Below are 22,855 nucleotides of genomic sequence, written 5' to 3'. Positions count from 1 at the left end.
TGGTTCCCACAATGGGAGGCCAGGATCGCGTGAAGAAGCTGTCGTACCTGGCCGTCGCGGCCCTGATGCTGCCGATGCTGCTGGCATGCCGGCCCGTAGCCGCGCAGAGCGCCGCGACCGAGCCGGTGCAGCCCCCCACCTTCACCGTGCAGGTCGAGTTGCGCGAGGGGCACCTCGCCATCGCCGCGGGCTCCGCACGCATCGATTGGCATGACGGCAGCGCCCGGCCGGTGTTCGACGGTTGCCGGCTCAGCGCCGAGGCGGTCACGGCGGAATTGACCGGCTACCTGCAAACCCTCTTCGCCGCGCGGCCGAAAGTGCTGGCGCAATTGCTGCAGACCGCCGACAGCCCGGCACGCCAGCGCGAACTCGAATCGCTCGTGCAAACGGACCCGCTCGCGGCCGAGCTGTGGCAGGGCTCGATGCCCTGGGGCGAGGCGACCGTGAAGGTCGGCCGTTGGTCGCAGGCCCTGCGCAGCCAGGGCTCACCACTGGTGGTGCAGGACCTCGCCTCGGTCTTCACCGCGCTGCACGAGAACAACGCGGCGCTGGCCGACGGGCCGCTGATGCCGAAGGTGGATGTCGATTCGCCCGCGCGCCCGCGCCAGGGCCTGATGGACTTCGAGATCGCGCCGCCGCTGCGCGACCTCAAGCTGAGGCCCACCGCCAATGTCGTGCAATGGGAGACCTTGCGCGGCGGGCTGGCAGAGGCCGCGCTGGCGGACTTCCAGTGCAGGCTGTGGTACCGCCCGCGCGTCCAGGACGCGATGCAGGACTACCTGGAGGTGCGCGGCCTGACGACCTCGACCCAGCTGCAGGCCAAGGACCAGGCGGGCGCGCGCGAGCTGGGCGGGGTGTCGAACGCGCCTCGCGAGCACGCCAACATCCGCGTCGCCCGGCCCCACTGGCTCGACACGCAGCCGGTCGCCCGCGGCCAGCCGCGGGGCGTGGGCGGCCGCATCCTGCTGGAGCCCGATCCGATGATCGCCGCCGTCTACCTGCGCGGTTCCTTCGCGTCGGTCGAACAGGCCCTCTACATGCTGTTGCCCAGCAGCGATTTCGCGCGCGTGCACGACCACCCGCGCGAGCATCTGTGCGCGGCCAAGGCCGTCTGGCTTCCGCAGTCGCCGCAACCCGCGGCGATCCAGTTGCCGCTGGACGACGCCATGCCGGGCATCGAAGGCAGCGCGCTGCAGATCGCCCACCAGTACTACACGCGGGGTGTGCTGGCCGAGCGCCTGCAGCGATTGAGCGCGATCGGCTACCAGGCCCGGCTGGCGATGTTCCACGAGCGGCTGGCGCCGGACGCCGACGCGCTGAAGGCGCGCGGCGAAAGCCCGATGCAGCGCCTGGCGCTGCTGATCGTCGAGCCCGTTGCCGAAGCGGCGGACACACCACCTCCCGCCGACCTGCCCCCCTGCGCCACGCCGCGCGACCTGCCGAAAGCCACGCCCGAATGTGCCGGCACCCAGAGCGCAGCCGCTTCGACCGCTGCGGTGCCCGCCTGCACGCGCCAGGCCGAGGCCATCGAGGCGACACAGGTCGATCCCGGCCCGGTGCCCGCGACACCGCGCCAGCGCGAGGCGATGCGCCCGGCGCGCAATCATGTGGAAGCAGGCGCCGAGTTCCGCTCGGGCAAGCCGGTCCGGCTGTCGGCCGACTACCGCCGCGACGGCCTCGCGCCGGGCGATTCGATGGGGCTCGGCGTGGGCCAGCAGCGCGAAGCCTCGGGCAGCGTGTCGTACGACAGCGACTTCGTCGGCTTCGCACTGCTGGGGCGGCGCCTGCAGTTAAACAGCCGCGTGTATTCCGACTTCACGCCCGACCGCGCCACCGACAGCACGCGGCCCGACGAGCGCCGCAAGGGCGTGGACCTGCGGGGTGTGCTCGACCTGTGGCGAGACCGCGGCGGCAGCTTCGGCCAGGCCGAATTCGGCATCGCGCGCAGCCGCGCCGAACTGCATCACGACGGGGGCGCGGGCGACGACACGTCGCAGACCACGCTGGTCGACACCAGCCTGGTGCTGCAACGCTCGCAGCCGGGCACGCCGTCGTCGCCGTACACCGAGGCGGAACTCGGCGCCGCGCGCGGCCGCACCGAGGGCGAGGGCTTCGGCAAGCTGCGCGCCGAGGCGTCGGCCCGGGGCCTGTTCGGCCGGCTGGAGTTCTGGGCGCTGCACAGCCGATGGGCCCGCGTGACGGCGCAGGCCCCGCTGACCGAGTACCTGCCGTTCGGCGGCGCCGACAGCGTGCGGGGTTACCGCGAAGAAGCTGCCGTCGGCCGCCGCATCTGGAGCGTACAGGGCGAATACTGGCGACCGCTGCCGTGGCAGCCTGCCGACGAAGGCCTGGCACGCCTGTTGCGCCGCAGCCTGTCGATGGCGGTGTTTGCCGACGTCGGCGCGGTGGCCGATTCGCCGACCGGTTTCAGCGGCACCAAGGCCGCGCTCGGGCTGGGCCTGCGCTGGCGCTACGGCAACGCGTTGACACTGCAGCTCGATGCCGCGCGGCCGGTCGGCTCGGTGCCGCCCGGCGAGGGCCGGCTGCGCCTCCAATTCGGCGTCGCCACGCTGCGCACGCTCTGACATCCACCCACAGGAATCCACCCACAGGAGAATCCCCGATGAGACAGTTCCCGCTGATGGTCGGCAACGGCATCCTGACCCTCGACACCAACGGCAGCGTGCACGACAGCGCCGCCAACAAGTTGGGCGATTGGACCACCGAAGGCAACCGCATCAAGATCCGCAACGCGGGCGGCGGCAGCGACCTCGTCGATGTCGAGTGGTCGTTCAACGACCGCAACCAGCTCACGCTGGTGCAGGGCGGCCAGACGGTGTTCACCATCATGAGCGGCACCGATGGCCTGCCCGGCTTCCATCTCGACAAGAACCGGTTGGTGGTCGACCCCGACGGCGACCGTGACTTCACGTTCACGCTGGACTGCCTGTGGGGACTGAACGGCGACGGCAACCTGGTGCTGTCGATCGACGGCAAGGAATCGGTGATCGACGGCTTCATCGAAGACACGAAGTCGCGCCTGCGTTTCCAGTTCGACGACAAGGACACCAGCACCTTCCCGAACAGCCTGGTGTTCGCCGGGCAGTGGGAGCGCGTGGCCACGGCCACCACCGCGATCCACCTGCATTTCGTGCTCGAGGATCCGGCGCTCGAGATCGCAGGCACGCCGATGACCCTGCCCACCGAGGTGCGCGTCGACCCGCTGCGCAACCACCTGGCGCTGGTCTACGAGTCGAAGAGCAGCGGCACGCACCGGCTGCAGTTCATGGGCAGCTTCGAGATCCGCCCGGATTTCACGCTGAGCTTCCGCATCGACGACGTGAAGGACAGCGGCTTGCGCAAGTCGCGCATCGAGGTCGAGACCAGCTTCGCGTTCGACGTGGTGCGCGGCAACCTGCAGCTGTTCGTCGGCCGCGAGCGCACGGCGCAGTCGCAGGTGCTGGAGGTCGGCGGCGCGCTCAGCGCGAAGCTGAAGAACGGGCAGCTCGACTGGAGCTTCGCGTACCGCAAGGCCACGTCGGGCGGGCAGAGCAGCGTGACGGTGGCCACCGCGCTGTCGTTCGTCTCGAAGAACCAGAGCATCCTGGTCAAGTACACGCAGAACGGCACGCAGCGCCAGCTCGACGTGAGCGCCAAGTTCACGAACGACAACTTCACCGCCCAGGGCGGGCTGTCGATCGTCAACGACCCCCAGGGCAGGAGCGTCAAGGCGTTCGTCGGCGTGTCGTTCTGAGCGCTGCTCGCGTCAAGCCGCCTGCGTGCCGATCGCGTGCGCGCCACCGAGGAACAGCCGCTCGATGTGCGGATCGGCCAGCAGCTCGCCGGCCGGGCGGTGCAGCACCGTGCGGCCCGATTCGAGCGCGATCGCCTCGTCGGCGATCTTCAGCGCGCTCTTCACGTTCTGCTCGACCATCAGCACGGTGGTGCCCTGCTGCGCCAGGTCGCGCAGCAGCTTGAACACGTCGGCCACCACGATCGGCGACAGCCCGATCGACGGTTCGTCGATCAGCAGCACGCGCGGGCGCAGCAGCATCGCCCGCGCGATCTCGAGCTGCTTCTGCTCGCCGCCCGACAGCGCGGACGCCTGGCTGTCGATGCGCGCCTGCACGCGCGGAAAGCGCGCCAGCACCTCGAGGATGCGCGCATGCGTGGTCTTCATGCCGAGCGTGATGCCGCCGAGCTCCAGGTTCTGCCACACGGTGAGCTGGCCGAACAGGTTGCGGCCCTGCGGCACGAAGGCGATGCCGTGTTTCAGCAGCAGGTCCTTCGGGGCGGTGCCGGTGATGTCGGCGCCGTCGAGCCGGATGCGGCCCTGGCGCACCTTCAGCAGGCCGAACAGCGTCTTCAACACGGTCGACTTGCCGGCACCGTTCGGGCCGAGCAGCAGCGTGATCTGGCCGCGCTTCGCCTGCAGGCTGAGGTTGTTGAGGATCATGAACTCGCCATAGCCGGCGACGACGTCCTCGAACTCGATGGCTGTGTCGGTCATGGGCGCGGATGCTCGGTTGCCGACTCAGTTGCCAAGATAAGCATCGAGCACCTCCCGGTTGGCGCGAATCTCGTCCGGCGTGCCGATCGCCATCACCGTCCCCTCGACCATCACCATGATGCGGTGGCACAGGTCCATCACGAAATCCATGTTGTGCTCGATCACGATGAAGCTGCCGCCCCGCTCGCGGTTGAGCTCCTTCAGCAGCACGCCGATGCCGCCCACCAGGCTCGGGTTGACGCCGGCACACGGCTCGTCGAGCAGCACCAGGTCGGGCTCGCTCATGAAGGCCATCGCGATGTCGACCAGTTTCTGCTGGCCGTAGCTCAGCTCGCCGGCCAGTTGGTGGGCCACGTGGCCGATGCGGAACTTCTCGATCAACGCATCGGCCTGCGCGCCGCGCCCCGAATCGCCCGGCGCGAACAGGCGCCCCGCCATGCTGCCGTGGTGCTCCTGCGCGGCCACCAGCAGGTTGTCGCGCACGCTCATCTTGCCGAACACCTGCAGCGTCTGGAAGGTGCGGCCCACGCCGCGCCGGCTCAGCTGCAAGGGCGACAGGCCGGTGATGTCACGCCCCTTCAGCTCGACCCGCCCGCCGTTCGGCTGAATCTGCCCGAGCACACTGTTGAACATCGTGGTCTTGCCCGAACCGTTCGGCCCGATCACGCCGAAGATCTCGCCCGGCATCACCTCGAACGACACCCCGGCGACCGCGGCGATCGCGCCATACGACTTGCGCAGGTCGCACACCTTCAGCAACGGCGTGCTCATGACGGTGCGCCGATCGACGCCGCCGCGGCCGCTCGTGCTGCCGAGGCCGCGCGCGCCGCACGCCGCGCCCGGATCCGCTCGGGGATGCTCAGCAAGCCGTCCGGCAGCCACAGCATCAGCAACACCACCGCGCTGCCGAACACGAACAGGTACCAGCCCTGCGCGAAGCGCAGCCACTCGGGCAGCAGCACGCCGACCGCCGAGCCGATCACCGGTCCGAAGAAGCGGCCCGAGCCGCCCACCACCACCATCAGGTACATCATGATCGACGCGCCCACGGTGAACGGCGCCGGCTCGATGAACTGCACCAGCGAGGCGAACAGCGCGCCCGCCGCGCCGGCATACGCCGCGCCGATCGCGAACGACAGCAGCGTGTAGGCCTGGATGTGGATGCCCAGGCTCTCGGCGCGGATCGGGTTGTCGCGCAGCGCCGTGAAGGCCTTGCCCCACGGCGAGCGCAGCAGCTTCCACAGCAGCGCGCCCAGCACCAGCGTGCAGCCGAGGATGAAGTAGTAGTACGGCAGCTTGCGCTCGAGCGACCACCCGGCCAGCGACGGCCGCGCGATGTTGTTGATGCCGAAGGTGCCGCCGGTCAGCCACTCTTCGTTGCGCATCACCAGCCACACCGCGGTGTTGAAGCCGAGCGTCGCGAACGCCAGGTAGATGGCCTGCACCCGCAGCGCCGGGAAGCCGAGCGCGAGCCCCACCGCGAAGCAGCCCGCCATCGCGAGCGGCAGCCCCAGCCAGAAGCTGAAGCCTGCCTTCATCGCGATCGCCAGCGTGTACGCGCCGATGCCGAAGAAGGCGGCATGGCCGAGCGACTTCTGGCCGGCGTAACCCACCGTCAGGTTCAGCCCCATCGTGGCGATCACGAACACCAGCCAGTAGCTCAGCAGGTACACCCCGTAGCTCTTCAGGAAAGGTGGCACCGCGACCAGCAGCACGAGGCCTGCCACGCCGATCAGCACCGGCATCCGGGGCTTGCCCGGGCTCATACCTTGCGCTCCTCGCGGCGCCCCAGCAGCCCCTGCGGCTTGAACAGGATCACCAGCATGAAGACCACCAGCGCGACGGCGTCCTTGTAGGCCGCCGAGATGTAGGCCGACGCCAGGTTTTCGGCCACGCCGACGATCAGCCCGCCGAGCAGCGCGCCGCGCGAGTTGTTGAAGCCGCCGATGATCGCCGCGAAGAAGGCCTTGGTGCCCAGCGGCTCGCCCATGTCGAACTTGGCGAGGTACGTGGGCGTGATCAGCAGCGCCGCGGCGCAGGCCAGCAGCGCGTTGATCGCGAACGTGTAGAACACCATGCGCGGCACGTCGATGCCGAGCACGGTGGCGCTCTCGGTGTTCTGGGCCACGGCCTGCATCGCGCGGCCGGTCACCGTCTTCGCGAGGAAGGCCTGCGTGCCGAGCACCAGCACCAGCGCCATCGCGAGCGTGCCCAGGTCGATCAGCGTCACCGTGACGCCGCCCAGGTGGAACAGCCTGTCGGCGAACAGGCTCGGGAACGGATGCGCCTCGGCGGTGAAACCGGCGCGCACGCCGTTGCGCATCGCGATCGCGAGGCCGATGGTCGCGACCACCACCGGCATCAGACCGAAGCGCAGCAGCGGGTCGGCGATGCCGCGCTTGAAGGCCCAGCCGAGCACGCCCACCGCCAGCACGCAGGTCAGCACGAAGCCGGCCCACAGCGGCAGGCCGGCGCTCATGAAGCCGAGCATCGCGAACGCCGGCAGCATCACGAACTCGCCCTGCGCGAAGTTGATGGTGCCGCAGGCCTGCCACAGCAGCGTGAAGCCGAGCGCGGCCAGCGCGTAGATGCTGCCGGTGGCCATGCCCGACAGCACGAGTTGCAGGAAATCGGTCATGTCATGGCGGTCACGTCACGACTTCTTGCCGAGCGCCGGCAGCGTCTCCCTGACCTCCTGCTTGCCGTTCTTCACCTCGACGATGAAGCTCTCGCGGTCGAGGTCGCCGTTGGCGTCGATGCTCACGTCCATCAGCACGCCCGGCTCCTTGGCCACCGTGATGCTCAGCCCGTGCAGCGCCTTCGCGACCGCGACGCGGTCGAACTTGCCGACCTTCTCGATCGCGGCCTTCAGCATGTAGACGCTGGTGTAGCCCTTGATGCCGTTGTGGTCCGAGACGTACTTGTATTCCTTCTCGAACCGGGTGCGGAAGGCGCGCATCGCCGGCGTCGGCGCATCCACCGTCAGGCCGACGTGCGCGATCGCGCCGTTCGCGGCCTCGCCCGCCAGGTCGATCACCTTCTGGCCGGTCAGCGTGGTCTCGCCGATCACCGGCTTGCTCCAGCCCTGCTTGCGCAGCTCGCGCAGCGCGCGCGCTGACTCTTCCTCGTTCGTGTAGACGAACAGCACGTCGGCATTGCTCTGCTTCGCGCGCAGCACCGGCGCCGCGAAATCGACCTGGCCCGATTCGGTGGAGATGTCGGCCGCCACCTTCAGCCCGCTCGCGTCGGCCGACTTGACGAAGGCATCGCGCCCGCCCTTGCCGAAGTCGTTGTTGACGAACATCACCGCCACCGTCTTCGCCTTCAGCGTGGTCGCGATGTAGCGCGTGACCTTCGGCATCGACGAGGCCTGCGTGAAGCTGGTGCGGAAGATGTACGGGTTGCCTTGCTGCGTGATCGAGGTGGCCTCGCCGCCGGTGAAGTTGGGCACCTCGGCACGCCGCGTCTCGGCCATGCTGACCAGCACCGAGCCGGAGAAGGTGGGCCCGAGCACCGCGAACACCTCGTCGTCGACCGCCTTGGTGGCCAGGCCCTTCGCGACGCCCGGGTTCGACTGCGTGTCGTTGACCAGCGTCTCGAGCTTGCGCCCGAGGATGCCGCCGGCCGCGTTGATCTCCTTCACCGCGAGCTCGATGCCGTTCTTCGCGTTGGTGCCGGCGGTGGCACCGGTGCCGGAGAGTTCCTGGATCACGGCCAGCTTGACGGTCTGGGCCTGCGCGGCGACGGTGGCGGCACCGACGATCGCCGCCAGCAGCGCGCAGCGGAGGGGTGAGTTCATTTTTTGTCTCCTTGGGGTTGGAACAGTGCGCGCACCTCGGAAGCATCTTCCTGCACCGCCTGCGCGATGCGGTCGAAGCCGAAGAACGACAGGTACTCGGGCACCTGCTGCACCAGCATCTCGAAGCCGGGGTGGGCCACGATGCCGCGCGCGTGGCAGGCGCGCAGCAGCGGCGTCGGCTGGTTCTTCATCAGGATGTCGACGACGACCGTGCCGGGGTCGAGTTGCGCGGGATCGAAGGGCAGCGGGTCGTCGGCGCGCAAGCCGAGCGGCGTCGCGTTGACGACCAGGTCGAAGCCGGCCGGGTCCGGTCGATCGAGCGACACCACGTCGACGCCGAACTCGGCGGCCAATCGCCTGGCGATGGCCTCGGTGCGGCCCGGCGTGGTGTCGAACAGCGCGATGCGCGCCGCACCCGCCGCGGCCAGCGAGGTCGCGATCGCCACGCCGCCGCCGCCCACGCCGACCACCAGCGCGCTGCGGCCCTGCACCGGCACGCCGACATGCACCAGCGCTTTCGTGAAGCCGACGCCATCGAACAGCGCGCCTTCGAGCGTGCCGTCGGCGTTGCGCCGCGCCGCGTTCACCGCGCCGGCGCTGCGGCCGAGCCGGTCGCAGCGGTCCAGCAGGTCGACCATCGCGGTCTTGTGCGGGATCGCGAGCCACAGCCCGTCGATGTTGCGGGCCTTCAGCGCCTGCCGCGCGAAGCCCGCCAAGTCGGCCGCCGCGACCTGCGCCGGCACCAGCACCGCATCGGCCCCGTGGCGCGCGAACAGGTGGTTGAACACCTCCGGCGCACGCACCTGCGCCACCGGGTCGCCGAGGATCAGGAAAACGCGCGTGCTGCCGGAAAGGGTCATCGGCGCGAGGGTAGGCAGGCCCCGGGCCGGCCACAAGCGTGGTGACCCGGAAATGCGCGATAGTCGCTCTGGCAGCGCGATGATCGCGCGTTTTCGGGTTAACTCGGGTCGTGAACCCGCCACTGCATGGACGACACCCCGTTCCAGATCGACAGGAAGGACCTCATCGACGGCCTGGGCAAGGGCCTGCGCGTGATCGAGGCCTTCGACGACGACCACCCACGCCTGACGCCGAGCGAGGCTGCGCAACTGGCCGGCCTGACGCGCACCGCCGCGCGCCGCTACCTGCTGAGCCTGGTGCACTTCGGCTATGCCGGCACCGACGGCAAGCGCTTCTGGCTGGCGCCGCGCGTGCTGCGCCTGGGCCAGAGCTACATCGGCGCGGCGCGGCTGCCGCGGCTGGTGCAGCCCTTCATCCAGCGGGTGTCGATGCAATGCGGCGAGACGGTCAACGTCAGCGTGCTGGACGGCCACGAGGTGGTCTACGTCGCGCGCAGCAATGCGCCACGCGTGGTGTCGATCGGCTACCACGTCGGTGCGCGTGCGCCGGCGCATGTGGCGACGCCGGGCATCGTGATGGTGTCGGCGCTGGGCGATGCGGAGCTCGAGGCCTGGCTCGCCGAGCACGACTTCCATGCGTTCACGGCCCACACGGTGAGCACCGCCGAGGTGTTCCGCGAGCACGTGCGCGCGGCGCGGGCGGCCGACCACTGGATCACCGCGCAGCAGCGCGACCTGGGCCTGTCGGGCATCGCCACCGCGCTGCGCGACCGCAAGGGCGTCTGCAAGGGCGCGGTCGGCATGACGCTGCAGTCGGTCGCGTACACGCCGGAGCAGATGCGCTCGCAGCTGCTGCCACTGCTGCACGAGGCGGCCCAGGCGCTGCGGCCACTGCTGTGATTTGTGGTCACATGATGTATCGCGCCGCCGTGGGTAAGTCGCCTGTAAGTCGACCGAAAGAACCATCGCGGCTTCGTCACTGGATCGACCTCACCATGCTGAACCCCACCGTGCTCCGTTCCCTCGTGCTCTCGATGCTCGCCCTGTCCGCCGCCCCGCTGGTGATGGCACAGCCGCAGCCGGGAGAGGATCAACCCGCGCCGCCGCCCTCGGGCTGGGGCCTGGGCATCGGTGCCGGCTGGCAGCGCCCGGTGTACGCCGGTGCCGAGAACAAGACCCGCGTGCTGCCGCTGATCAGCTTCGAGAACGAGTACGTGCGCGTGCTGGGCCTCGGCGCCGACCTGAAGCTGCCCTCTGCCGGCCCGGTGTCGTTCGCGCTGCGCGCGCGCTATGCGCTGGGCGACGGCTACGAGTCGGACGACGCCCCCATCCTCAACGGCATGGAAGAGCGCAAGCCGAGCTTCTGGCTGGGCGGCGCGGTGCAATGGCGCACCGAGTACGCGAAGTTGTCGGCCGAGCTGGCCGGTGATGCTTCTTCGCACAGCAAGGGCACCGAGGCGCGCCTGGGGGTGGAGCGCGACTTCCGCTTCGGGCGCTTCATGTTCACGCCGCGTGTCGCCGCGGTCTGGCGCGACGCGAAGTACGTCGACTACTACTACGGCGTGCGGCCGGAGGAAGCCACTGCATTCCGGCCGGCCTATGAAGGTCGCGCCACCACCAACGCCGAGCTCGGCCTGCGCACGTTCTACGGCCTGTCGCCGCGCGACGGCGCGTTCCTCGACGTGAGTGCCACCGCGCTCGGCTCGAGCATCAAGGACAGCCCGCTGGTCGACCGCCGCATCCTGCCGGCGGTGCGCCTGGGTTACCTTTACCGCTTCTGAGCTGACATCCCCCGACGATGAACCGTGTCGTGCTGGTCGAAGACCACACCCGCCTGGCCGCGCTGGTCGGCAAGGCGCTGTCCGGCGCGGGCATCGAGGTCGATGCCTTCGAGCGCATCGAGCCGGCCTGGCATGCGCTCGCGGAGGCCGACTACGCCGCGCTGATCGTCGACCGCGGCCTGCCCGACGGCGACGGGCTCGACCTGGTGCGCCGCCTGCGCGCCGCCGGGCAGCGCGTGCCCTGCCTGATGCTGACGGCGCGCGACGCGCTGCACGACCGCGTGGCCGGGCTGGAGGCGGGCGCCGACGACTACCTGGCCAAGCCGTTCGCGATGGAAGAACTGGTGGCCCGCGTGCGCGCGCTGATGCGCCGCCCGGCCCAGTTGCAAAGCCTGTCACCGGCCTTCGGCGACCTGCAGCTGCGGCCGGAGGCTGGCTGCATGAACTGTGGCGCCGAATCGGTGACGCTGCCGCCGGCCGAGCTGCAGATCATGCTCAGCCTGGTGCGCGCGGCCGGGCAGACGGTGCGCCGCACGGCCATGGAGCGCGCGGCCTGGGGCGTCGACGAGGCGGTGACGCCGAACGCGCTCGACGTGGCGCTGCACCGGCTGCGCAAGAAGCTGCCGGCGATCGGCTCGGCGCTGGAGATCGTCAACGTCAGGGGGCACGGCTATGCGCTTCGCGATCCGGGTCCCATCTAGCCTCACGGCGCAGCTGCTGCTGGCCGCGATCGGCGGGCTGCTGGTCGTGATGCTGCTGGCCGGCGCGGTGCTGGCCGCTTTCATGCTGTGGGTGCCGCGGCCGGGCCTGGAGGACACCGCCGGCCACATCGAAGATGGTTTGCGCTACGACGCGCAGGGCCGGCCGGCGCAGATGCAATTGAGCGAGAAGCACCAGGCGATGGTCGACGGGCTGCCGAAGGACTTCAGCTACCGCGTGCTCGACGCGCAGGGTCGTGTGCTGCTGGCGGGTGCCGACGGCCCGGCCGCACACGTGCTGGCGACGCAGCCGGTGACGCAGGACGAGCAGGTCACGGCCGCCTGGTCGGGCGAGGTCACGCTGTACATCCTGAACCGGCGGATCCGGCATGGCGGGCAGGACTACGTGATCCAGGTGGCGCGCAGTGACCGGCTCGAGACCGCACTGCGCCGCGTCGGCGGCAGCATCTTCGTGAAAGGCGGGGTGGTGGTCGCGGTGCTGGCGGTGGGCGTCTTCACCGGCGTGGTGCTGTTGACGCTGCGCCGGCTGCTGGAGCCGGTGCGGGCCGCGTCGCTTGCGGCGGCGCGCATCGGCCCGCACAACCTGAAGGCGCGGCTCGACGGTGCCCGGCTGCCGTGCGAGCTGTCGCCGCTGATCGAGGCTTTCAACCAGGCGCTCGCGCGGCTGGAGACCGGCTACCGCGTGCAGCAGGAATTCCTGGCCGCGGCGGCACACGAGTTGAAGACGCCGCTGGCACTGATCCGCGCCGAGGTGGAGCTGGACGACGAAGGCGGTGCGCGCCGTGAGCTGCTGCTGAAGGACCTGGATTTCATGGCCCGCCAGGTGCACCAGCTGCTGCACCTGGCCGAGGTCAGCGAAGCGCAGAACTACATCTTCGAGACCACCGACGTGGGCAGCACCGTGGCCGATGCGGCCGGGCAGCTGGAGCGGCTGGCCGGACGGCACGCGGTGGCATTGCAGGTGGAGCGGCCGGCCGCGGCGGTGCGGATGCAGGCCGATGCCGGGGCCTTGTTCATCCTGGTGAAGAACCTGGCCGAGAACGCGATCCTGCATTCACCGCCGGGCGCGGTGGTGACGCTCGCCGTCGATGCGCAGGGGCTGCGCGTGCGCGACCAGGGCCCGGGCATCGCCGCGGCCGACCTGCCGCGGCTGTTCGAGCGCTTCTGGCGCGGCAACGGCAGCGCGCACCAGGGGGCGGGGCTCGGGCTGTCGATCTGCCGCGAGATCGCGCGGGCGCATGGGTGGACGCTGGCGGCCGCGAATGCGCAGGGCGGGGCCGAGTTCAGCCTGACCTTTTCAGCCTGACCTTTTCAGCCACACATCCGCGAGCTTCCTCAGGGCGCCAGCAGGATGTAGTCCGCGGTGTACTGCACCCGCTCGGTGCGGCCCAGGCTCGTGGCATCGCAGCCGGTTGCAGGCGCCGCGCCACCGGCGGTGTTGACGCGCTGAACGCTGGTGATCTTCGTCAGGCGGCCCGGCCCGCCCACCGAGCGTGCCGACAGCAGCAGCCACGGGATCGCGCCGGCCAGCGGTGCATCGGCGCGGGCCTTCACGGTGCCGACGATGCGGCTGCCGTCGGCCACTTCCCAGTGCGGGCCGGCGTAGTGCCTGCCGGCGGGCGCGCCCTGCGTGTCGAACAGCTCGGCCTCGGGCGCGACGAACACCCATTCGGTGCCGGTGCCGCCCACCTTGTTGCGGCATTCGTAGATCTGCACGCCGCGGGCGGCCAGCCGTTCGACGGCCCGTTCGCCGCTCGGCACCAGGTTGGACGGCACCGCGACGCTGGCCGGTTGCGAGGCGCAGGCGGCCAGTGCGATGGCGCCGAGGCAGGACGTGAGCTTGAACATGGGAGTCTCTCCTGTGACGAATTTGATGTGGAACCTAGCAGATGCGGCGATCCGCGCCCGGGCCAGGGTCGTAAGCTCGGCGCGAGATCTTTCAGCGAAGGGAAACTATGCGCTGCCTGACCCGCTTTGCCGTGGCCCTGGGGCTGCTGTTGTGCAACAGCCTGTGCCACGCGCAGGACGACATGACGGCCCGCATCGCCGCGCCGGGCGACTACCGCTACACGATCCGCCACGGCGGGCTCGACCGCATGGTTCGCGTGCACGTGCCGAAGGGCTTCGATGCCGCGAAGCCGCAGACGCTGATCGTCGCGCTGCACGGTGGCGGCGGCAGCATGGACTACCAGGCCGACGACGCGAACTACGGGCTGATCAGCCTGTCGGAGCGCGAAGGCGTGGTGCTGGTGTTCCCGAACGGTTTCAGCCGGCTGCGCCGCGGCACGCTCGCCACCTGGAACGCCGGCACCTGCTGCGGCACCGCACGCGACCGTGATGTCGATGATGTCGGCTTCATCCGGCAGGTGGTCGCGAACCTGCAGCAGCAGATGGTGGTCGACCGCAGCCGCATCTTCGCGACCGGCATGTCCAACGGCGCGATGATGGCCTACCGCCTCGCGTGCGAGGCGAGCGACGTGTTCAGCGCGATCGCCGCGGTGGCCGGCACCGACAACACGCGCCGCTGCGCGCCGGCGCGGCCGGTGCGAGTGCTGCACATCCACGCGCGCAACGACCCGATGGTGCCGTTCGACGGTGGGTTCAGCAGCAACACGCGGCTGCGCGCGGCGACCTCCGAGTTCACGTCGGTGTCCGACACGATGGCGCGCTGGGTCCGCCATGACGCCTGCTCCGCCACGCCGCAGACGGTGCTTGCGGTGCCGGGCGCCCACTGCGAGGCCTACCCGTCGTGCAGCGGCGGTGCGCAGGTGCAGCTGTGCGTCACCGAGACCGGCGGCCACTCCTGGCCGGGCGGGCAGAAGGCACGCGGCGAGGCGCCGAGCCAGGCGGTGTCGGCCAACGCGCTGATGTGGGAGTTCTTCAACCGGCCGTGACCGGCGCTGCAGATCGCATGAGAATGGGTCGCTGTGATAGAACGGCAACACTCACCGCTTACTCATGCCAGCAAGATGCGACCATCGATTGCCCTGGACCGCCAGCGAGGTGCCGTTCGAGCGACTGTCGGCAAGTTCCGTGCGACCAATCCGAGGGTATTCGGCTCGGTGCTGTTGGGGACCGATGAGGAGGGAAGTGATCTCGATCTTCTGGTGGATGCGCTGCCGGGGGCGACACTCTTCGATCTGGGGGGATTACACGCCGAACTCGAGGAATTGCTCGGTGTCCGCGTTGACCTGCTGACGCCGGCGGATCTGCCGCAGCGTTTGCGCGCCAGCGTGCTCGCGGAGGCTCTCCCGGTATGAGCCAACCGCGCGCTTGGCCAACCACGCCGGAGCGGCGTAGCGGGCATCAAGCAGCGGCTGTCCTTGATGCGTTGTCCCCGATCCAGCAGCCTCCGTGGAACCGGCTTTGCCGGGCCACTGGAGGCGCCCCCTCGAGGGGGAGGCGCGTCAGCGCCTCGGGGGTGGGTCATCCATTGCGTTTCACGCCCGCCAGGATGTCCAGATCCTTGAACTGCCACTCGTCCGGCGATTCGCAGCGCAGCACCTTGTCCTGGCAGTAAGCGCTGCCCAGGTCCATCTCCAGCGGCTCGATGCGCATGTTGGACTTGGTGCTGAAGAAGGCCTTCACCTTCGGCTGCAGCAGGTTCTGCGCGTTCTGCGCCGTCACCACCGCGAGCTTGCCGGACTGCAGCCGCAGCAACGAGCCGACCGGGTAGATGCCCACCGTCTTGACGAAGGCCTGGAACACGCGCGGCTCGAAGTGGCCCTTCCACTGCGCCATGCGGCGCAGCGCTTCGCCCGGATCCCAGCCGCTCTTGTACGGCCGCACCGAGGTGACCGCGTCGTACACGTCGCACACCGCGCCCATCTTCGCGAACAGGCTGATCTGCTGGCCCGAGAGCTTGTGCGGGTAGCCGCTGCCGTCGACCTTCTCATGGTGGTGCAGGCACACGTCGAGCACCACCGCGCCGGCGCTGCCGCCTTCGAGCAGCATCTCGTGGCCGCGCTCGGGGTGGCTCTTCATGATGTCGAACTCGGCGTCGGTGAGCTTGCCGGGCTTGTTCAGCACGTCCAGCGGCATCACCGCCTTGCCCAGGTCGTGCAGCATGCCGGCGAGGCCCGCCTTCTTCAGCTGCTCGCCCTGCAGGCCGAGCTGGCGGCCGAGCGACACCATCAGCGCGCACACCGCCACCGAATGCATGTAGGTGTATTCGTCGGCGCGCTTGAGCCGTGCGACGCTGATCAGCGCGCCAGGGTTGCGCAGCACCGATTCGGAGATTTCCTCGACGAGTTCCTCGCACTGGCCGGCGTCGATCGCCTTGCCGAGGCGGGCTTCGCCGAACATCGACGCGATCTTCGGCACCGAGCGGCGGTACAGCGCAGCGGCCTTGGCCATCGCGGCGTCGCCGCTGTCGAGCGCGTCGAACTCCATCGGCATCGACGCGACGAATTCCAGCTCGCGCTCGACCTCGTCGGCGACCGCTTCCTGGGTGATGGCCCGTACCGTGGCCGCGGGCCCTTCGACATCCAGGCCCTTGTCGGTGTCGATCCAGAGCTCGGCCACGCCGCCGGACTTGATGCGTTCGAAGTCGGCGTCGCTCTTCAGCGTGAATTTGGAACGCCAGAACGGGTGATCCATCCACGAGCCGCAGAACTCGTGGACGTGCATGCCCATGCGCAGCTGTCCAACGGAAATCTTCTTGATCACGCTCGGTCTTTCGTCACGGGAGAGCCGAAGGCTTGAATGTGTGCGGAATGTCGCGGCGTGGACAAACCGGGGGAGCAGGGTATCCGGTGCTTATCGGCCGTGGTGACGGTGCCTTGAGGGCTGGCGTCGGATGCGTTGGAAAGTGCCGGAAGCGGCCGGTGCGTCAGTGGCGATGGCGCAGGAAGTTCAGCCGGACGTGCGCGTCCAGGGTGGCAAGGCGATCCAGGTGGTGCAAGCGCCGTTCCAGGTCGACCATGTCCGTGGCCTCGGCCAGGAGGTCGTCGCGCCGGGGCGGGGCGGGCAGCAGGCGGTGCAGGCCGGCAAGGGTGAGTCGGGCCAGGGACAGGGCAGGGCGCAGTGCGCGGAACGAGGGCATGGCGGGTGGTTTCGGAGAGGGACCGCCACTGTGGGGCGGCCGTGCTTCGCGCCCACTTCAGCGCGGCACAACGGGGTTTCATTTGTTGGATCGGGTCCCCCCAATTGCGCCGCCCGCCGCGCCGGGCTACAAGCCATCCCATGCCCACCACCCCGCCGGCGAACGCCGCCCTGCATCCGCCGCGCCGCAAGTTCGCCGCCTTGCTGGCCGGCGCCGCGCTGGCCGCCTCGGTGCTGATCGGCTGGCTGCTGTGGACGGCACGGCAGGACGCCATCCAGTCCGCCCAGACCACCGCGTTGAACTACGCCCGCACGCTGGAGGTGCGCATGGACGGCACCTTCCGCCGCACCGATGCCGTGCTGCGCACGCTGACGCAGCTGGTGCCGCCCGAGGCGCTCGCGCCGCAGGGCGAGCTGGCCTACGCCAAACAGGTCAACGGCGAGCTCGACGCGATGCTGCGCGATTTCGACGAGCTGATCGCGCTGCGCATCATCGATGCTCGCGGCGACCAGCGCTACGTGACTGCGTCGGCCAGCACGCCGATGGCGAACTACGCCGACCGCTCGTTCTTCAAGGCCTACCAGCGCGACGCTCAGGCGGAACTGCTGTTCACCGATGTGGTGACCGGCCGCGTCAGCCAACGCCAGACGATCGTGATGACGCGCCCGCTGCGCGATGCGCAAGGCCGGTTCGTCGGCGCCGCGCTGGCGCCGCTGGACCTCAGCTACTTCCAGCAGCAGTTCCGCAAGCTCGACATCGGCCGCAACGGCACGGTGTTCCTGCGCCGCGTGGAGGCCGGGCAACTGGTGCTGCGCTGGCCGCAGATCGACGCCGAGGTCAACAAGCCGATGCCGCCGAGCCAGCCGATCCTGCTGGCGGTTCGCTCGGGGCAGCAGGAGGCGGTGAACGAGTACGTCGCCTTCACCGACGGCGTGCGGCGCATCTCGGGCACCGTCGTCGTGAAGGGCTACCCGTTCTTCCTGACGGTGGCGCTCAGCCACGACGACGTGCTCGCCAGCTGGCGCCGCCTGGCGCTGTTCACCACGCTGGCCTGGCTGCTGCTGCACGTGCTGATCATCGTGATGTTCCGCCGGCTGTGGCGCAGCGACCGCGAGCGCCGCTCGCTCGAGGCGCAGCTGCGCGAGTCGCAGCGCATCGAATCGATCGGCACGCTGGCCGGCGGCATCGCGCACGATTTCAACAACATCCTGGCGGCGATCCTCGGCAACGTGGCGCTGGCGCGCGAGGACATTGGCGCCGGCCACCCGGCGCTCGCGAGCATCGAGCAGATCCACAAGGCCAGCGTGCGCGCCCGCGACCTGGTGCAGCAGATCCTCGCGTTCGGCCGCCGCCAGCCGCAGGCGCTGGTCAACCAGCCGCTGCAGCCGCTGGTGGAGGAATCGGTGCGGCTGCTGCGCTCCACGCTGCCGGCCGCGGTGTCGCTGGAATGCCGGGTCGCGGCGCAGCCGCTGCACGTCAACGCCGACGGCACCCAGGTGCAGCAGGTGTTGATGAACCTGTGCACCAACGCCTGGCATGCGCTGCAGGGGCGGCCGGGGCGCATCGAGGTCGGGCTGGAGCCGCACGAGGTGGCGCCGGGCGAAGAGCGCGCCGTCGGCACCACGCCGCCGCTGGCCGCCGGCCACTATGCGCACCTCTGGGTGCAGGACCAGGGCTGCGGCATGGACGCGGCCACGCAGGCGCGCATCTTCGAGCCGTTCTTCACCACCAAGCCGACCGGGCAGGGCACCGGGCTCGGCTTGTCGGTGGTGCACGGCATCGTCGCGGCGCACCACGGCGCGATCCGCGTCGACAGCCAGCCCGGCTTGGGCACGACGATGCACCTCTACCTGCCGACCACCGATGCGGCACCCGTCGAGGAGGCTGCGCCGGTCACCGCGCCCGGTGCGCTGCAGGGCGCCGGGCAGCACGTGGCCTATGTCGACGACGACGAGGTCATCGTGCTGATGGTGGAGCGGCTGCTGCAGCAGGCCGGCTACCGCGTCACCGCGTTCCGCGAGGGGCACGAGGCGGTGGCGGCCATCGCCGGCCGGCCGTTCGACTTCGACCTGGTGATCACCGACTTCAACATGCCCGGCTACTCGGGCCTGGACGTCGCGCTGGCACTGCACGAGGTCCGCGCCGACCTGCCGGTGGTGATCAGCTCCGGCTACATCACCGAGGAACTGCAGGCCCAGGCCGCCGCTGCCGGCGTGCGCGGCCTGATGCGCAAGCAGAACACGATGGAGGAGTTGCTGCGGCTGGTGCGCAAGATCCTGGCGCCTTCGGCCTGAATTTGGTCAAAGATCGCGCTTGCGGCGCCGAAGTGCTGTTCTTAGCATCCGCTCCAAGGCGCTCGGCCCGGACGTTCCGGCTCGAAGACGACCACAGGCAGGCCGACCACGGCCGCAAGGAGACAAGCAAGGTGATCCGCTGGGACGATCTGTCGCCGGGTGAACTGGCTGTGCTGGAGACCGTGTTCTGGTCGGCCAGCAGCTCGCGCAGTGCGCTGGCCGCCGCATCCACCTTCTCGAAGAGCAAGGCCAACGCGGCCGTCGCCGGCCTGGTCGAGCGCGGGCTGCTGGAAGAGATCGGCCTGCAGGCCTCGTCCGGCGGGCGCCGGCCCGAGGCGCTGCGCATGAGCCGGTCGGTCGGCGTGCTGGCCTGCATCGACCTCGGTGCGACCAGCCTCGACGTGGCGATCCTGTCGCCCGACATGGGCGTGCTGGCCCACCATGCCGAGCCGGCCGACGTGCGGGCCAGCCCCGCGGTGCTGCTGTCGCGCATCCGCGACCTGCTGCGCGAGCTGCTGCAGCGCTGCGGCGCGACCCGCAAGGAGGTGATCGGCATCGGCATGGGCGTGCCCGGGCCGGTCGCGTTCAGCAGCGGCCTGCTCGTCAACCCGCCGCTGATGCCGGGCTGGGAAGGTTTGTCGATCCGCGACGTGCTGGGCGAGGACTACGCCGCGCCGGTCTTCATCGACAACGACGTCAACGTGATGGCGCTCGGCGAGCTGTGGCGGCTGCACCGGCAGCTGCCGAACTTCCTGGTGGTCAAGATCGGCACCGGCATCGGCTGCGGCATCGTCTGCCATGGCGAGGTCTACCGCGGTGCCGACGGCTCGGCCGGCGACGTCGGCCACATCTGCGTCGACCCCGACGGCCCGCGCTGCCACTGCGGCAACCTCGGCTGCGTCGAGGCGATGGCGGCCGGGCCGGCGATCTCGCGCATGGCGGTCGAGGCGGCGCAGTCGGGGCAGAGCGCCTTGCTGGCCGAGGTGCTGAAGACGCAAGGCAGCATCTCGCCGGTCGACGTGGGCCAGGCGAGCCGCGCCGGCGATGCGGCCGCGCACGGCATCGTGCAGAAGGCCGGCACGCGGATCGGGCAGATGCTGGCCTCCATCGTCAACTTCTTCAACCCGTCGCATGTGTTCATCGGCGGCGGCATCACCGGCATCGGGCCGCTGCTGCTGGCGTCGATCCGGCAGAGCGTGTACCACCGGTCGCTGGCGCTGTCGACGCGGCACCTGGACATCCAGTACGCGCCGCTCGGCGAGCGCACCGGGGTGATCGGCGCGGGCGTGCTGGCGCTGCAGGAGACGATGCGCGCACGCGGCGGCGTTCCGGAGGCCGTGACATGAGCCTCCAGGTGGCCTTCGCCGACGTGACCAAGGACTTCGGTCCGGTGCGGGTGCTGCACGGCGTCAGCTTCGAGCTCGAACCCGGCCGCGTCGTCGGCCTGCTCGGCGAGAACGGCGCCGGCAAGTCGACGCTGATGAAGATCCTGTCCGGCTACGAAGCCCTGAGCGACGGCGAACTGCGCATCGACGGCACGCCGCAGCGCTTCACGAACTCGCGCGATGCCGAGCGCTGCGGCATCGTGCTGATTCACCAGGAGTTCAACCTCGCCGAAGACCTGAGCATCGCGCAGAACATCTTCCTCGGCCACGAGCGCCGGCGCGGCTGGCTGCTCGACGACGCGGCGATGCGCGACGAAGCGCGCCGCGTGCTGCAGCAGGTGGGCCTGCAGGCCGATCCCGACACCCGGGTGCGCGAGCTGATCGTCGCCGAGAAGCAGCTGGTCGAGATCGCGAAGGCGCTGTCGCGCAAGGCGCGGCTGCTGATCATGGACGAGCCGACCGCGACGCTGACGCCCGGCGAGACGCAGCGCCTGTTCGCGCTGATCTCGCAGCTGAAGGCCGACGGCGTGACCATCGTCTACATCTCGCACAAGCTCGACGAGGTGGAGCGCATCACCGACGAGATCGTCGTGATGCGCGACGGCCGCTTCGTCACCCGCGCCCCCACCGCCGGGCTGTCGCGCCAGCAGATGGCCAACCTGATGGTCGGCCGCGAGCTGTCGGACATGTTCCCCGTGAAGCTGCCGGTGGTCGGCGCGCCGGCACCGCTGCTGAAGGTGGACGGCCTCAGCGTGCCCGGCTGGGCGCACGACGTGAGCTTCGAAGTGCGCCCGGGCGAGATCCTCGGCTTCGCCGGCCTGGTCGGCGCCGGCCGCACCGAGATGTTCGAAGGCCTGCTGGGCTTGCGCCCGCGCAGCGCCGGCCGCATCGAGTTGAATGGAAAAGAGCTCCAGCTGCGCAGCCCGCGCGAGGCGGCGCAGCACGGCCTCACCTACCTCAGCGAAGACCGCAAGGGCAAGGGCCTGCACGTGCGGCTCTCGCTGCGCGACAACCTGACGCTGATGGACCTGGCGCGCCACACGCACCCGCTGCTCGACCCGGCATCGGAGCAGCGCGCGCTGGAGCAGGCGGTGGCGGATTTCGGCATCCGCACGCGCGAACTCGGCAGCAAGGCGTCGTCGCTGTCGGGCGGCAACCAGCAGAAGCTCGCGATCGCGAAGGTGCTGCAGCCGCAGCCGCGCGTCGTGGTGCTCGACGAGCCGACGCGCGGCGTCGACGTCGGCGCCAAGCGCGACATCTATTTCCTGATCCAGCGCCTGGCCGAGCAGGGCCGCGGCGTGGTCGTCATTTCATCCGAGCTGATCGAGCTGATCGGTCTGTGCCACCGCGTTGCCGTGATGCGCGCAGGGCGCCTGCAGACCACGCTGTCGGCTGAACAACTTTCCGAAGAGGAGCTCATCGCTCATGCCACAGGCACCCATTGACGCAGCGGCGGAAAAGCCCGCCACGACGAGCGCCCGCCGCTGGAGCGTGAAGCTGCAGGCCGCCGGCCCATGGCTCGGCCTCGTGCTGCTGTGCATCGCCGGCACGCTGCTGAACGGCGATTTCGCGACCTGGGACAACGCGATGAACGTGCTGACCCGCACCGCCTTCATCGGCATCATCGCGGTCGGCATGTGCTTCGTGATCATCAGCGGCGGCATCGATCTGTCGGTCGGCTCGATGGCGGCGCTGATCGCCGGCAGCATGATCCTGCTGATGAACGGCATCGCCGCGCAGGTCGGCTCGCCGCTGCTGACGGTCGCTATCGGCATCGTGTTCGCGCTCGCGCTCGGCGCGATCTTCGGCCTCGCGCACGGGCTGCTCGTCACCAAGGGGCGCATCGAGCCCTTCATCGTGACGCTGGGCACGCTGGGTATCTTCCGCGCGTACCTCACGTACCTGGCCAACGGCGGCGCGATCACGCTCGACGGCAAGCTGTCCGACGCCTACAGCCCGGTCTACTACGGCAGCCTGTTGGGCGTGCCGTTCCCGATCTGGGTGTTCGCCGCGGTCGCGCTGATCGGCGCGCTGATCCTGAACCGCACCGGCTACGGCCGCTACGTGCAGGCGATCGGCTCGAACGAGCAGGTGGCGCGCTATGCGGCGGTCAACGTCGACCGCATCAAGGTGCTGACCTACATGCTGCTGGGCGTGTGCGTCGGCGTCGCCACCGTGCTGTACGTGCCGCGGCTGGGCTCGGCCTCGCCGACCACCGGACTACTGTGGGAGCTGGAGGYGATCGCCGCGGTGATCGTCGGCGGCACCGCGCTGAAGGGCGGCGAAGGCCGCATCACCGGCACCGTGATCGGCGCAATCCTGCTCTCGGTGATCAGCAACATCCTGAACCTCACCAGCATCATCAGCGTGTACCTGAACGCCGCCGTGCAGGGCGTCGTGATCATCATCGTCGCGTTCCTCCAGAGGGGGCGGCGCTAGAAAATTTTCACCCGGCCGGCAACG

The 22,855-nt window shown here is 69.8% G+C and carries 21 protein-coding genes; 12 read left to right on the top strand and 9 right to left on the bottom strand.

The features are described from left to right. Nucleotides 1–11 precede the first annotated feature (11 nt). Both ACXJLU_RS18070 and ACXJLU_RS18065 read left to right on the top strand, forming a co-directional pair. Entirely contained in the window at nucleotides 12–2,585 is a 2,574-nt protein-coding gene (locus ACXJLU_RS18070) for a BamA/TamA family outer membrane protein (protein WP_457333279.1), read from the top strand. A 38-nt stretch (nucleotides 2,586–2,623) separates the two neighbouring features. Beyond that, nucleotides 2,624–3,754, top strand: coding sequence for a hypothetical protein (locus tag ACXJLU_RS18065; protein ID WP_457333277.1), 1,131 nt, complete (start codon nucleotides 2,624–2,626; stop codon nucleotides 3,752–3,754). Between the two features lie 12 nt (nucleotides 3,755–3,766). On the opposite strand, the gene ACXJLU_RS18060 is transcribed toward ACXJLU_RS18065, so the two are convergent. From ACXJLU_RS18060 to ACXJLU_RS18035, 6 genes are read right to left on the bottom strand one after another with little or no spacing between them, the layout of a single operon-like run. Further along, on the bottom strand, nucleotides 3,767–4,510 hold the full coding sequence (locus ACXJLU_RS18060) for an ABC transporter ATP-binding protein (RefSeq protein ID WP_457333275.1): 744 nt from the start codon (nucleotides 4,508–4,510) through the stop codon (nucleotides 3,767–3,769). A gap of 24 nt (nucleotides 4,511–4,534) precedes the next feature. Beyond that, entirely contained in the window at nucleotides 4,535–5,281 is a 747-nt protein-coding gene (locus tag ACXJLU_RS18055) for an ABC transporter ATP-binding protein (protein ID WP_457333273.1), read from the bottom strand. Then, the gene (locus ACXJLU_RS18050) at nucleotides 5,278–6,276 is read right to left on the bottom strand and encodes a branched-chain amino acid ABC transporter permease (RefSeq protein ID WP_457333271.1); all 999 of its coding nucleotides are present in this window, start codon (nucleotides 6,274–6,276) and stop codon (nucleotides 5,278–5,280) included. Before ACXJLU_RS18050 ends, ACXJLU_RS18055 begins: the two co-directional genes overlap by 4 nt. Continuing rightward, entirely contained in the window at nucleotides 6,273–7,148 is an 876-nt protein-coding gene (locus ACXJLU_RS18045; protein WP_457333269.1) for a branched-chain amino acid ABC transporter permease, read from the bottom strand. The genes ACXJLU_RS18050 and ACXJLU_RS18045 overlap by 4 nt, the downstream gene beginning before the upstream one ends. 15 nt (nucleotides 7,149–7,163) lie before the next feature. Continuing rightward, nucleotides 7,164–8,309, bottom strand: a complete 1,146-nt coding sequence (locus ACXJLU_RS18040) for an ABC transporter substrate-binding protein (protein ID WP_457333267.1) — start codon at nucleotides 8,307–8,309, stop codon at nucleotides 7,164–7,166. After that, on the bottom strand, nucleotides 8,306–9,169 hold the full coding sequence (locus tag ACXJLU_RS18035) for a shikimate dehydrogenase family protein (protein WP_457333265.1): 864 nt from the start codon (nucleotides 9,167–9,169) through the stop codon (nucleotides 8,306–8,308). The genes ACXJLU_RS18040 and ACXJLU_RS18035 overlap by 4 nt, the downstream gene beginning before the upstream one ends. A gap of 126 nt (nucleotides 9,170–9,295) precedes the next feature. Here ACXJLU_RS18035 and ACXJLU_RS18030 point away from each other — a divergent pair, with 126 nt between their 5' ends. The 4 genes from ACXJLU_RS18030 to ACXJLU_RS18015 all read left to right on the top strand — a co-directional run bounded on the left by ACXJLU_RS18030 (nucleotide 9,296) and on the right by ACXJLU_RS18015 (nucleotide 12,975). Further along, a complete protein-coding gene (locus ACXJLU_RS18030) occupies nucleotides 9,296–10,069 on the top strand; it encodes an IclR family transcriptional regulator domain-containing protein (RefSeq protein ID WP_457333263.1) in 774 nt (257 codons plus the stop codon). 110 nt (nucleotides 10,070–10,179) lie between these two features. Beyond that, on the top strand, nucleotides 10,180–10,950 hold the full coding sequence (locus tag ACXJLU_RS18025; protein ID WP_457333261.1) for a MipA/OmpV family protein: 771 nt from the start codon (nucleotides 10,180–10,182) through the stop codon (nucleotides 10,948–10,950). 17 nt (nucleotides 10,951–10,967) lie between these two features. Next, nucleotides 10,968–11,651: a response regulator transcription factor gene (locus ACXJLU_RS18020; protein WP_457333259.1), complete on the top strand. Its 684-nt coding sequence runs from the start codon at nucleotides 10,968–10,970 to the stop codon at nucleotides 11,649–11,651. Continuing rightward, complete coding sequence (locus ACXJLU_RS18015) at nucleotides 11,623–12,975, top strand: sensor histidine kinase (protein WP_457333257.1); 1,353 nt, start codon at nucleotides 11,623–11,625, stop codon at nucleotides 12,973–12,975. The genes ACXJLU_RS18020 and ACXJLU_RS18015 overlap by 29 nt, the downstream gene beginning before the upstream one ends. A gap of 29 nt (nucleotides 12,976–13,004) precedes the next feature. Here ACXJLU_RS18015 and ACXJLU_RS18010 read toward each other — a convergent pair whose 3' ends face one another. Further along, on the bottom strand, nucleotides 13,005–13,517 hold the full coding sequence (locus ACXJLU_RS18010) for a DUF3455 domain-containing protein (RefSeq protein ID WP_457333255.1): 513 nt from the start codon (nucleotides 13,515–13,517) through the stop codon (nucleotides 13,005–13,007). Between the two features lie 107 nt (nucleotides 13,518–13,624). Here ACXJLU_RS18010 and ACXJLU_RS18005 point away from each other — a divergent pair, with 107 nt between their 5' ends. After that, nucleotides 13,625–14,563: an extracellular catalytic domain type 1 short-chain-length polyhydroxyalkanoate depolymerase gene (locus tag ACXJLU_RS18005; protein ID WP_457333253.1), complete on the top strand. Its 939-nt coding sequence runs from the start codon at nucleotides 13,625–13,627 to the stop codon at nucleotides 14,561–14,563. A 75-nt stretch (nucleotides 14,564–14,638) separates the two neighbouring features. Next, nucleotides 14,639–14,929: a nucleotidyltransferase family protein gene (locus tag ACXJLU_RS18000; protein WP_457333251.1), complete on the top strand. Its 291-nt coding sequence runs from the start codon at nucleotides 14,639–14,641 to the stop codon at nucleotides 14,927–14,929. Nucleotides 14,930–15,095: 166 nt separating this feature from the next. On the opposite strand, the gene ACXJLU_RS17995 is transcribed toward ACXJLU_RS18000, so the two are convergent. Together ACXJLU_RS17995 and ACXJLU_RS17990 are read right to left on the bottom strand one after the other, a co-directional pair. Continuing rightward, the gene (locus ACXJLU_RS17995) at nucleotides 15,096–16,337 is read right to left on the bottom strand and encodes an HD-GYP domain-containing protein (protein WP_457333249.1); all 1,242 of its coding nucleotides are present in this window, start codon (nucleotides 16,335–16,337) and stop codon (nucleotides 15,096–15,098) included. Between the two features lie 163 nt (nucleotides 16,338–16,500). Beyond that, the gene (locus ACXJLU_RS17990; protein ID WP_457333247.1) at nucleotides 16,501–16,713 is read right to left on the bottom strand and encodes a hypothetical protein; all 213 of its coding nucleotides are present in this window, start codon (nucleotides 16,711–16,713) and stop codon (nucleotides 16,501–16,503) included. Nucleotides 16,714–16,853: 140 nt separating this feature from the next. Here ACXJLU_RS17990 and ACXJLU_RS17985 point away from each other — a divergent pair, with 140 nt between their 5' ends. The 4 genes from ACXJLU_RS17985 to ACXJLU_RS17970 all read left to right on the top strand — a co-directional run bounded on the left by ACXJLU_RS17985 (nucleotide 16,854) and on the right by ACXJLU_RS17970 (nucleotide 22,831). Further along, on the top strand, nucleotides 16,854–19,007 hold the full coding sequence (locus tag ACXJLU_RS17985; protein ID WP_457333245.1) for an ATP-binding protein: 2,154 nt from the start codon (nucleotides 16,854–16,856) through the stop codon (nucleotides 19,005–19,007). A gap of 164 nt (nucleotides 19,008–19,171) precedes the next feature. Continuing rightward, nucleotides 19,172–20,353, top strand: a complete 1,182-nt coding sequence (locus ACXJLU_RS17980; protein ID WP_073463845.1) for an ROK family protein — start codon at nucleotides 19,172–19,174, stop codon at nucleotides 20,351–20,353. After that, the gene (locus ACXJLU_RS17975) at nucleotides 20,350–21,837 is read left to right on the top strand and encodes a sugar ABC transporter ATP-binding protein (protein WP_457333243.1); all 1,488 of its coding nucleotides are present in this window, start codon (nucleotides 20,350–20,352) and stop codon (nucleotides 21,835–21,837) included. Before ACXJLU_RS17980 ends, ACXJLU_RS17975 begins: the two co-directional genes overlap by 4 nt. Continuing rightward, nucleotides 21,818–22,831 (top strand): ABC transporter permease, encoded by a 1,014-nt coding sequence (locus ACXJLU_RS17970; protein WP_457333241.1) that lies wholly within the window; start codon nucleotides 21,818–21,820, stop codon nucleotides 22,829–22,831. The genes ACXJLU_RS17975 and ACXJLU_RS17970 overlap by 20 nt, the downstream gene beginning before the upstream one ends. Nucleotides 22,832–22,855 lie beyond the last annotated feature (24 nt).

The organism is Rhizobacter sp. P5_C2, from assembly GCF_054049715.1.
The sequence above is the reverse complement of the archived record's forward strand: the minus strand, read 5'-3'. Positions and strand labels throughout refer to the sequence as shown.